General features: G+C 42.7%; 4 protein-coding genes, 2 tRNA genes and 3 rRNA genes. All 9 read left to right on the top strand.

The genetic code is table 11. The features are described 5' to 3' along the window. On the top strand, positions 1–1,317 hold the full coding sequence (locus tag PEDSA_RS12835; RefSeq protein WP_013633575.1) for a TolC family protein: 1,317 nt from the start codon (positions 1–3) through the stop codon (positions 1,315–1,317). 59 nt (positions 1,318–1,376) lie between these two features. Continuing rightward, the gene (locus tag PEDSA_RS12830) at positions 1,377–1,769 is read left to right on the top strand and encodes a response regulator (RefSeq protein WP_013633574.1); all 393 of its coding nucleotides are present in this window, start codon (positions 1,377–1,379) and stop codon (positions 1,767–1,769) included. Positions 1,770–1,771: 2 nt separating this feature from the next. Continuing rightward, complete coding sequence (locus tag PEDSA_RS12825; protein ID WP_013633573.1) at positions 1,772–2,623, top strand: N-acetylglucosamine kinase; 852 nt, start codon at positions 1,772–1,774, stop codon at positions 2,621–2,623. Between the two features lie 483 nt (positions 2,624–3,106). Continuing rightward, positions 3,107–4,635: ribosomal RNA gene (locus PEDSA_RS12820) — 16S ribosomal RNA — on the top strand. A 115-nt stretch (positions 4,636–4,750) separates the two neighbouring features. Further along, a tRNA-Ile gene (locus PEDSA_RS12815) sits at positions 4,751–4,824 on the top strand. Positions 4,825–4,842: 18 nt separating this feature from the next. Next, positions 4,843–4,916, top strand: a tRNA-Ala gene (locus tag PEDSA_RS12810). 133 nt (positions 4,917–5,049) lie between these two features. Beyond that, a 23S ribosomal RNA gene (locus PEDSA_RS12805) occupies positions 5,050–7,922 on the top strand. 68 nt (positions 7,923–7,990) lie between these two features. Further along, positions 7,991–8,102 (top strand): 5S ribosomal RNA (gene rrf, locus PEDSA_RS12800). Together the 16S, 23S and 5S rRNA genes with 2 tRNA genes alongside form the textbook arrangement of a ribosomal RNA operon. A gap of 567 nt (positions 8,103–8,669) precedes the next feature. Continuing rightward, positions 8,670–12,065, top strand: coding sequence for an isoleucine--tRNA ligase (gene ileS / locus PEDSA_RS12790; protein WP_013633572.1), 3,396 nt, complete (start codon positions 8,670–8,672; stop codon positions 12,063–12,065). Positions 12,066–12,069 lie beyond the last annotated feature (4 nt).

Below are 12,069 nucleotides of genomic sequence, written 5' to 3'. Positions count from 1 at the left end.
ATGAAGAAGCAGATAATCTATTTCTTAGTAATCCTATCTCTATTCTGTACAAATAAGATAAATGCACAGAATAATAGACTGACTTTAGAGGATGCTATTAAAATAGGCTTAGAAAATAACTACGACATAAAATTAAGTAAGAATTTAAAAGAGATCAGTGCCAATGATTTAAAATATGGTATTTCTGGTATGCTGCCAGTTGTTACAGGTAATTTGACAGATGTAAACAATGTGCAAACGTCGGAAGTGGAGTTGTCAAACGGAGGAACAAGAAATGCCGATAATGCTAAAACAACTAATCTGAATTATGGAGCCAGTTTAAACTGGAGGATCTTCGATGGATTCCAGATGTTCACCAATTATGATAAATTAAAGGAGTTTGATAGACTGGGAGAATTAAATGTTAAGTCGAATATCCAAGCCACGATAGCGGATATCATAGCTTCTTATTTTGATTTAGTTTCTCAGGAACAACAGCTGGACGCTACGCAAACTGCATTGGAAGTATCGCAAACCCGCTTGAAAAATGCGGATAGCCGCTATAAAATCGGAAAAGGATCAAAATTGGAATTACTCGCAGCAAAAGTAGATTTAACTGCCGATAGTTCGCTTTTGTTGAGGCAAAGAGGGCAATATAGCACCAGCAAAACAAAGCTGAATGAGTTATTAGCCAGAGATTTGAATACTTCTTTTAATATTTCGGATACTATTATTGTGGATAAGTCTCTTTCTTACGAAACATTACAACAGCAATTATCATCACAGAATCCTCAATTACAGATCGCTGCGGTAAATCAAAAGTTATCAGAACTAAACCTTAAGAGTGTGCGGGGAGCAAGATATCCTACAATAGCGCTTACATCCGGCTATAATTTTGCCAAAACAACATCGCCTCCTACCGGTTTTTCCATCCGATCCAATAGTCATGGATTTAATTATGGAATAACAGCCTCTGTAAATATTTTTAACGGGCTTCAGCAGAATAAAAATGAAAAGAATGCTAAGATCGAGCTGAACAACTCCAAGCTTAATACAGAAAAAATAATCCAAAACGTTAATGCGCAATTAATTAATCTGTATAGCGATTATCAAACTAATCTAAGATTGGTTGAATTAGAGAAGCGAAATGTGGATGTAGCCGAAGAAAATTTAAAGATCACATTAGAAAAGTACAAATTAGGAAGTATTGGCCCGCTGGAATTGAGAGAGGCACAGAGAAACTTTGTAGACGCAAACGCAAGGTTTTCAAACGCTCAATTTAAGGCGAAGCTTGCCGAAATTTCACTTAGAGAACTGGCAGGAACTATAGAACTTTAAGAGAAAGATTTTTATATCCTTCATCTTTTCTATATTTGTTGACTTTATAAACTATCTATATGTCATCATATAAATATAAAAATGTGCTGCTGGTTGATGATAATCACATAGACAATGCGATTAATGAGAAAGTTATCTCCAGTACTTTTTTTGCGGAGAAAGTGTACATCCAGCAATCTTGCGAAGACGCTATTAAGTTTTTAAAACAGCTTTCTGCTAATCCTGAGCAATTACCACAGGTTATTTTTGTCGATATAAAAATGCCGGTCAAGACGGGTTTCGATTTTTTAGTAGAATTTCAACAATTGCCTTTCTATCATAAAAACGAAGTGAAGATAGTCATGCTATCGTCCTCTCTGGATCCTACAGATCATAAAAAGATCGATGAATTTAATAATGTTTCAGATTTTTACGGAAAACCGCTTACTGCAGATACTTTAAAGGGAATTTAGAAATGTTATTAGTTGCTGACGGGGGATCTGCGGTTACCGATTGGGTGTTGTTGTTGGAGAATAAAGAGATTTTAGAATTTTCCAGCCCCGGAATTAACCCTTTTTTTCTTTCGGAGAGAGAAATAGTTAAAGTTCTCAATGCTATTAAAATACTTGATGAGTATATATCAGGTATAACAGAAGTTCATTTTTTTGGAGCAGGGTGCAACAGCCCGGACCGTAGAGAGACTGTGACAAATGCACTTACTTTAAGATTTCCTAATGCTTTTGTAAATGTAGAAAATGATATACTCGGTTCGGCTTACGCAACCTGTAAGGACAAGCCTGGTATCAATTGCATTTTAGGAACAGGATCAAATATATCTTTTTATGATGGTAAGATTCTCCATGAAGGAGTACATGGGCTAGGATATATATTCGATGACGAAGGATCTGGGACCCTTTTTGGGAAGAAATTAATCACAGAGTTCCTTTATAAAAAGATGCCTTCTGACTTAGAAGCTTTGTTCTTCGAAGAATTCAAAGTGACAAAAGAAGATGTAATTCAAAGTATATATCAAAAGCCATTGCCTAATTTTTACCTTTCATCCCATAATATATTCTTAAAAAGGCATATCGATCATCCATACTGTTCGGATCTTTTAGAGAAAGGATTGGATGATTTTGTAAGGACTCATATATTAACTTATAAACACTATAAAGAATATGTCTGCAATTTTGTGGGGCCAACAGCTTTCGAATTTCAGAGTATTTTAAAGAAGGTTTGTAAAAAACATGGGGTTAACGTAGGGATTATTCTGGAAAAGCCAATCAACGAGCTTTTTAATTTTGTGCGTAATCGAGAAGGGTTTTAAGTAAAATCGAATTTCTTTAAAAGTATTCCCCTGTCAGCCAGTTGATTGCGTTTAATGGTATAAAAAGGTTTTAAAAAGATTTGCGGGTTAATATAAAGTTCGTACATTTGCACTCCCAATCGCGAGGAAGGGGCATAGGAAACTGAAGGAATAGGCAGGAACGGCAGCAGCTTAAAGGGTTAGCAGGAGAGGGATAAAGAGAGAAAAAAGGGTTGCTGAAAAAAAATAAAAAAAAGTTCTTGCAGGAAAGAAAAAGATTCCTACCTTTGCACTCCCGAACGGGACGGAGCCACGAGGGCTACGGAAACAAAGCGAAAAAGATTTCCCACCTGAATGGGTGGAAGATATAAAAGCCGACCAGTGACTGGAAGGCGGGAAGTTCTTTAAGATCATATCATATAGCACAGTCAACAAACGTCGGGACAGACGGAAGACAAGAAAAAAGAAATATTGACATCATGTCAGTATCGAACATAACATTTTACAATGGAGAGTTTGATCCTGGCTCAGGATGAACGCTAGCGGCAGGCCTAATACATGCAAGTCGAACGGGATTCAGTTTAAAGCTTGCTTTAGGCTGATGAGAGTGGCGAACGGGTGCGTAACGCGTATGCAACCTACCTATCACAGGGGGATAGCTCGGCGAAAGTCGGATTAACACCGCATGACATCATGATATGGCATCATATTATGATCAAATCTGAGGAGGTGATAGATGGGCATGCGTGCCATTAGCTAGTTGGCGGGGTAACGGCCCACCAAGGCGACGATGGCTAGGGGATCTGAGAGGATTGCCCCCCACACTGGTACTGAGACACGGACCAGACTCCTACGGGAGGCAGCAGTAAGGAATATTGGTCAATGGAGGGAACTCTGAACCAGCCATGCCGCGTGCAGGAAGACTGCCCTATGGGTTGTAAACTGCTTTTGTTAGGGAATAAACCTTCTTACGAGTAGGAAGCTGAATGTACCTAAAGAATAAGGATCGGCTAACTCCGTGCCAGCAGCCGCGGTAATACGGAGGATCCGAGCGTTATCCGGATTTATTGGGTTTAAAGGGAGCGTAGGCGGCTGGATAAGTCAGGGGTGAAAGACGGCAGCTCAACTGTCGCAGTGCCCTTGATACTGTTTGGCTTGAATATAGTTGAGGTAGGCGGAATGTGACAAGTAGCGGTGAAATGCATAGATATGTCACAGAACACCGATTGCGAAGGCAGCTTGCTAAGCTATAATTGACGCTGAGGCTCGAAAGCGTGGGTATCGAACAGGATTAGATACCCTGGTAGTCCACGCCCTAAACGATGATGACTCGATGTTAGCGATATACCGTTAGCGTCCAAGCGAAAGCGTTAAGTCATCCACCTGGGGAGTACGTCCGCAAGGGTGAAACTCAAAGGAATTGACGGGGGCCCGCACAAGCGGAGGAGCATGTGGTTTAATTCGATGATACGCGAGGAACCTTACCCGGGCTTGAAAGTTACTGAATGATTTAGAGATAGATCAGTCCTTCGGGACAGGAAACTAGGTGCTGCATGGCTGTCGTCAGCTCGTGCCGTGAGGTGTTGGGTTAAGTCCCGCAACGAGCGCAACCCCTATGTTTAGTTGCCAGCATTTAAGGTGGGGACTCTAAACAGACTGCCTGCGCAAGCAGTGAGGAAGGATGGGACGACGTCAAGTCATCATGGCCCTTACGTCCGGGGCTACACACGTGCTACAATGGTCGGTACAGAGGGCTGCTACCTGGCAACAGGATGCCAATCTCAAAAAGCCGATCACAGTTCGGATCGGAGCCTGCAACTCGGCTCCGTGAAGTTGGATTCGCTAGTAATCGCGTATCAGCAATGACGCGGTGAATACGTTCCCGGGCCTTGTACACACCGCCCGTCAAGCCATGGAAATTGGGGGTGCCTAAAGTCCGTAACCGCAAGGAGCGGCCTAGGGTAAAACCGATAACTGGGGCTAAGTCGTAACAAGGTAGCCGTACCGGAAGGTGCGGCTGGAATACCTCCTTTCTGGAGCTGTCCGAGACGGACGGTGCTATATGAATATATCTTAATCAAAAAAAGAGATGAACCTTTAAAGAGATGTAGCCGGTTAGTGAAGATAACGGCAGGCTAAGGGGAATATAGTCCCGTAGCTCAGTTGGTTAGAGCACTACACTGATAATGTAGGGGTCAGCAGTTCAAATCTGCTCGGGACTACAGGGGACATCCTTAAGAGGGGAATTAGCTCAGCTGGCTAGAGCACCTGCCTTGCACGCAGGGGGTCAACGGTTCGAATCCGTTATTCTCCACGAGGAAGTAAATAGTGAAATGAAAAGAGTAGCGATACTAATAACATCTAGCTATGAACTTCAGAAAGTTCTTTGACATATTGGAAGAAGTAGAAAAAGAGAAGACAGCAGATGGCGTATGCCATCAGCAATGAAGAAAGTAAATAAGGGCACACGGAGGATGCCTAGGCTCTCAGAGGCGAAGAAGGACGTGATAAGCTGCGATAAGCTACGGGTATCGGCACATACGACTTGATCCGTAGATTTCCGAATGGGGAAACCTGACATACTGAAGGTATGTCGCACAAGCGCAAACCTGCTGAACTGAAACATCTAAGTAAGCAGAGGAAGAGAAAATAATAATGATTTCCTGAGTAGTGGCGAGCGAAAGGGAAAGAGCCCAAACCGGACCTGTTACGGCAGGTCCGGGGTTGTAGGACTGAAAAGTGGGTATATCGATGAAGCAGAACGGGATGGGAAGCCCGGCCATAGCGTGTGACAGCCACGTATGCGTAAAGGAATATACCCTATCAGTATCCTGAGTACCGCGGGGTCGGAGACGCCCTGTGGGAATCTGCCAGCACCATCTGGTAAGGCTAAATACTCCTGAGAGACCGATAGTGAACCAGTACCGTGAGGGAAAGGTGAAAAGAACCGTGAATAACGGAGTGAAATAGAACCTGAAACCGTGTGCCTACAAGCGGTCGGAGTCCCGACTTATCGGGATGACGGCGTGCCTTTTGCATAATGAGCCTACGAGTTGCTCTTCCCTGGCAAGGTTAAGTACTTCAGGTACGGAGCCGAAGCGAAAGCGAGTCTGAATAGGGCGTACAGTCAGGGGAGGCAGACGCGAAACCTTGTGATCTACCCTTGGGCAGGTTGAAGGTGCGGTAACACGTACTGGAGGACCGAACCGATAAACGTTGAAAAGTTTCCGGATGACCTGAGGGTAGGGGTGAAAGGCTAATCAAACTGGGAAATAGCTCGTACTCCCCGAAATGTTTTTAGGAACAGCGTGGTGGTTAGTTTACTAGAGGTAGAGCTACCGATTGGGTGCGGGGGAGTCAAATCCTACCAAATCCAGACGAACTCCGAATGCTAGATAAATATACACTGCAGTGAGGCGCGGGGTGCTAAGGTCACGCGCCGAGAGGGAAAGAACCCAGACCATCAGCTAAGGTCCCCAAGTGTACGCTAAGTTGAACTAACGAGGTCTGATTGCATAGACAGCTAGGATGTTGGCTTGGAAGCAGCCATTCATTTAAAGAGTGCGTAACAGCTCACTAGTCGAGCGATCGGGCATGGATAATAAACGGGCATCAAGTGTACCACCGAAGCTATGGGATTGAAATATATCGGTAGGGGAGCATTCTATGTGCGGCGAAGGTATCTGGTAATGGGTGCTGGAGCGCATGGAAAAGCAAATGTAGGCATAAGTAACGATAAGGCGGGAGAGAAACCCGCCCACCGAAAGGATAAGGTTTCCTGATCAACGCTAATCGGATCAGGGTTAGTCGGGGCCTAAGGATAACCCGAACGGGGATTCCGATGGACAACTGGTTAATATTCCAGTACTTTTGTTAGCTGCGATGGGGCGACGGAGTAGTGACACTGCCGCGAACTGACGGAATAGTTCGTTAAAGAGCGTAGGTATAGGATCTGTAGGCAAATCCGCAGGTCTTGCTGAAACTTGATAGTACCGGGCGGCTTCGGCCAACTGGATAGCGCAGGTAATCAGACTTCCAAGAAAACCCCCTAAGCTTCAGGCTAACAGAACCCGTACCGCAAACCGACACAGGTATCCGGGAAGAGAATTCTAAGGTGCTCGAGTGAATCATGGCTAAGGAACTCGGCAAAATGGCCCTGTAACTTCGGGAGAAGGGGCGCTGGAGCGATCCAGCCGCAGTGAAAAGGCCCAGGCGACTGTTTAACAAAAACACATGGCTTTGCAAAATCGCAAGATGAAGTATAAGGCCTGACACCTGCCCGGTGCTGGAAGGTTAAGAGGGGATGTCATCGTAAGAGAAGCATTGAATCGAAGCCCCAGTAAACGGCGGCCGTAACTATAACGGTCCTAAGGTAGCGAAATTCCTTGTCGGGTAAGTTCCGACCTGCACGAATGGTGTAACGATCTGGGCGCTGTCTCAGCCATGAGCTCGGTGAAATTGTGGTCCCGGTGAAGACGCCGGGTACCCGCAACGGGACGGAAAGACCCCATGAACCTTCACTATAGTTTAACATTGACATTGGGTGCATGATGTGTAGGATAGGCGGGAGATATTGAAGCGGCGTCGCCAGGCGTCGTGGAATCAACGTTGAAATACCGCCCTTTATGTATCCGGTGTCTAATCCCGAAAAATCGGGAGACATTGTTTGACGGGTAGTTTGACTGGGGTGGTCGCCTCCAAAAGGGTAACGGAGGCTTTCAAAGGTAAGCTCAGTACGCTTGGTAACCGTACGTGGAGTGCAATGGCATAAGCTTGCTTGACTGTGAGGCCTACAAGCCGAGCAGGGTCGAAAGACGGACATAGTGATCCGGTGGTTCTGCATGGAAGGGCCATCGCTCAAAGGATAAAAGGTACTCTGGGGATAACAGGCTGATCTCCCCCAAGAGCTCATATCGACGGGGAGGTTTGGCACCTCGATGTCGGCTCGTCACATCCTGGGGCTGGAGAAGGTCCCAAGGGTTGGGCTGTTCGCCCATTAAAGTGGCACGCGAGCTGGGTTCAGAACGTCGCGAGACAGTTCGGTCCCTATCTGTTGTGGGCGCGGGAAATTTGCGCGGGGCTGACCTTAGTACGAGAGGACCGGGTTGGACTGACCTCTAGTGAATCTGTTGTACCGCCAGGTGCACTGCAGAGTAGCTACGTCGGGAATAGATAAGCGCTGAAAGCATCTAAGTGCGAAACTAGCCGCAAGATAAGATTTCCATAGAGGACCCCCGAAGACTACGGGGTTGATAGGCTACAGATGTAAAGGCAGCGATGCCAAAGTCGAGTAGTACTAATTGTCCGAAAGCTTTCCATTGGGCTTGCCTAACTGTTGTTTTCTCTGTCCTGCTTCTTTCAATGATATGTCATACCGAACAAAGATATTCGGGTGCCTATATCGGCGGTGTCCACCTCTTCCCATTCCGAACAGAGCAGTTAAGCCCGCCAGAGCCGATGGTACTGCAGTAACATGTGGGAGAGTAGGTCGGTGCCTTACCTTAAAGAAGGGATCTTCAGCTATTGCGAAGGTCCCTTTTATTGTTTTTGGGCGAGGCCAGGGCGCATATCCCGCCGCGGCCCAATCACATAAACCCAACCCGTCGTAGCCTTTCCATTCCATCTATTATTACCAGGTATGTTCACATTATTTCAGGGAGGATCCCAGCTGGTTGAATGATGTATGTCAGATCCCATGTTGCTTCCTGTCCTGGGCGGTGCATAGCGGGGAATGAGGCAGAATATTGGTAAGTCCAAGGCCAGGCGTACTACGGGTAGCTTTCCTGTTCCGTATAAGATAGCCCTAAAGGCAAGGGACCTCCAGCTAACCAATTCCAATATTTACTCTATCATGTAATGATATCTCTTGTATTTCCATATAGTTTTGCTTTTAGATATGATACTTCTCCTGAGAAGCGGGCTCTTGTAGAAGAAATTTACTTTTACTCACGAGCGTTATTTTTGATATATACCCTTAATATCTATAAACTCTTAATTTTCAAAACAAAAGTGAAATTGAGAGACATATTTAGTAAATTTGCAACCTTAAAATTGAAGACATTAGCCGATGTATAAGGAATATAAACAACTGAATTTATCTCAAATTGGAAAAGAGGTTTTAGAGAATTGGAAGGAAAATGATGTTTTTGCTAAAAGCATTAATAATAGGCCAGATTCTAAACCGTATACTTTTTTCGAAGGTCCTCCTTCTGCAAACGGTATGCCCGGCATACATCATGTAATGGCCCGTTCTATTAAAGATATTTTTTGTCGTTATAAGACGCTTAAAGGCTACCAGGTAAAAAGAAAGGGTGGTTGGGATACTCATGGCCTGCCAATTGAATTGGCTGTAGAAAAATCATTGGGTATAACTAAAGAGGATATAGGTAAGAAGATTTCAGTTGAGGACTATAACGAAGCTTGTCGGAAGGAGGTTATGCGCTATACGGATGTCTGGAACGACCTAACGGAGAAAATGGGATATTGGGTTGACTTGGATGAACCTTATATTACTTATAAAAACGACTATATAGAATCACTTTGGTGGATTTTAAAGGAACTTCATACCGCTGGGTTCTTATACAAAGGTTATACTGTTCAGCCATATTCTCCTGCTGCAGGTACCGGCTTAAGTTCGCATGAACTCAATCAACCCGGAACTTATCGAGATGTAAAGGATACTTCCGTTGTAGCGGAGTTTAGATTAAAGGGCGATCAAATTCATCCTTTAATACCTCGTTTATTTGAAGAGGATGAGGAAGATACTGTAATAATAGCCTGGACCACTACTCCATGGACGCTTCCATCGAATTGTGCTTTGGCAATTGGAGAGAATATAGATTATGTTAAAGTAAAGACTTTTAATCAATATACCCATTTGCCAGTAAGTGTTGTTTTGGCGAGGGATTTGGTTGCAAAGCATTTTAAGGCGGAAGCAAAGGATTTGTCTTTTCAAGATTATAAAGGTGGTGACAAGTTGATTCCATGGGAAGTTACAGATGAATTTAAAGGAAGTGAACTGGTAGGTCTGCGCTATTATCAGTTACTTCCTTATGTAAGCAGTGAAGAAATTGAAGCTAATGCTTTTAGAGTAATCCCAGGAGATTTTGTAACTACTGAAGATGGTACTGGTATTGTACATATAGCGTCTGTATATGGTGCGGACGACTTTAGGGTAGCTAAGGAAAATGGTGTACCATCTATAATGATTAAGGATGAGCGAGGAAATGAGTTGCCTTTGGTTGATAAACAAGGAAGGTTTATTCCGGAGGTAACAGATTTTGCAGGAAGATTCGTGAAAGAGGAATACTATTCTGATGAAGAGCGAAAAGCTGAGGATTTTAAACCAACAGATGTTCTTATTGCAATTAAGCTAAAGGAAGAGAATAAAGCATTTGACGTTAAGAAATACGAACACAGTTATCCTCATTGCTGGAGAACTGACAAGCCAGTGCTTTACTATCCTTTAGATAGCTGGTTTATTAAAACAACAGCTATTAAAGATAAGCTAGTAGCTTTAAATAAAACTATCAATTGGAAGCCGGAATCTACTGGAACCGGACGTTTCGGTAACTGGCTGGAAAATTTAGTTGATTGGAATTTATCTCGTTCCAGATATTGGGGGACTCCTTTACCTATCTGGAGAACTGAAGATGGATCGGAAGAAATTTGTATCGGATCGGTAGGGGAGCTGAATTCTAAAATTGATGAAGCAGCGCAGGCAGGTTTTATGCCAGAAGGATTCCGTTTGAAGGATATGCATAGACCTTTTGTTGATGATGTTGTTCTGGTATCTTCAAAAGGAGAAAAAATGTTTAGAGAACCAGATCTGATAGATGTTTGGTTTGATTCGGGAGCAATGCCTTACGCACAATGGCATTATCCTTTCGAAAATCAGGAAGAATTCGCTAAGGCTTATCCTGCTGATTTCATCGCAGAAGGTGTGGACCAAACAAGGGGCTGGTTTTTTACTCTACATACTATTGCCGCTTTGTTGAGCGAATGCTCTCCTGAAATTAAAGCTGTAAATTTTGAGAATGGAAATCAAGGAATTGCTTTTAAAAACGTGATTTCTAACGGACTTGTACTAGATAAGAATGGAAATAAAATGTCTAAACGTCTGGGAAATGCAGTCGATCCTTTCTCTACTATCGAACAATATAGTGCCGATGCAACCCGTTGGTACATGATAAGTAATGCTTCTCCCTGGGATAATCTGAAGTTTAATATAGAAGGATTGGATGAGGTGCGAAGAAAATTCTTCGGTACATTATACAATACTTACGCTTTCTTTGCGCTTTATGCAAATATTGACGGGTTTAAGTATAGCGAAGCTGATATTGACATCAGTAAACGTCCGGAAATAGATCGTTGGATTATTTCTTTACTGAATACCTTAACTAAGGAGGTTGATGAGTTTTACGAAGATTTTGAACCTACTAAAGCGGCAAGGTCTATACAAAACTTTGTGGATGAGCATTTAAGTAACTGGTTCGTTAGATTAAGCAGAAGGCGTTTTTGGAAAGGTGATTATTCAGAAGATAAGATATCAGCATATCAAACTTTATATACTTGTTTGGAAACTGTTGCTAAATTGATGTCTCCAATTGCCCCGTTTTTCTCCGACAGGTTATTTAATGATTTGAACAGCGAAACGGACAGAGAGAAAGTAGAATCTGTTCATTTAGCGGATTTTCCTATTTATCATGAGGAATTAGTTGACAAATCTCTAGAAGAAAGAATGCAGTTAGCTCAGGATATTTCTTCGATGGTATTATCGTTACGTAAAAAAGTTGGAATAAATGTAAGGCAGCCATTAAATAAGATATTGTTACCTGTTTTGGATGCTGCGTTTCAGGCAAAAGTAGAAAAGGTTAAGGAATTGATCTTATCAGAAACTAATATCAAAGAAATTGAGTATATTACAGATACGGCTGGTATTATTAAAAAGAAAATCAAACCAAACTTTAAGTCTTTGGGACCTAAAGTTGGAAAGAACATGAAAGCTGTTGGTAATTATCTGACAAATCTTACGGATGAACAAATAAATTCATTTGAGACAAACAGAAACATCGTTTTTGATGTTGATGGTCTAACATTTGACATACCGGTGGAAGATGTAGAAATAATTGCTGAGGATGTACCGGGATGGCAGGTTACAAATATTGGAAGATTGACTGTAGCATTAGATGTTACCATCACAGAGGAGTTAAAGGAAGAAGGGATTGCAAGGGAAGTTATCAATAGAATTCAAAACCTAAGAAAAGATAAAGGTTTTGAAGTGACAGATAAGATAAAGGTTTTATTAGAGGATAACTCTTTAATCTCAAAATCTGTAGAAAAAAATAAATTATATATTTGTGCCGAGACCCTTTCTGAAGAGTTTGAGATATTAAAATTGACAGAAGGAGATAGCATAGAAATAGAGAACGAAAAATTATTTATCTTGCTAAGTAAAATTTAAGACT

Origin of the sequence: Pseudopedobacter saltans DSM 12145, assembly GCF_000190735.1 — a bacterium.
GTDB classification, from domain to species: Bacteria; Bacteroidota; Bacteroidia; order Sphingobacteriales; family Sphingobacteriaceae; genus Pseudopedobacter; species Pseudopedobacter saltans.
The sequence above is the reverse complement of the archived record's forward strand: the minus strand, read 5'-3'. Positions and strand labels throughout refer to the sequence as shown.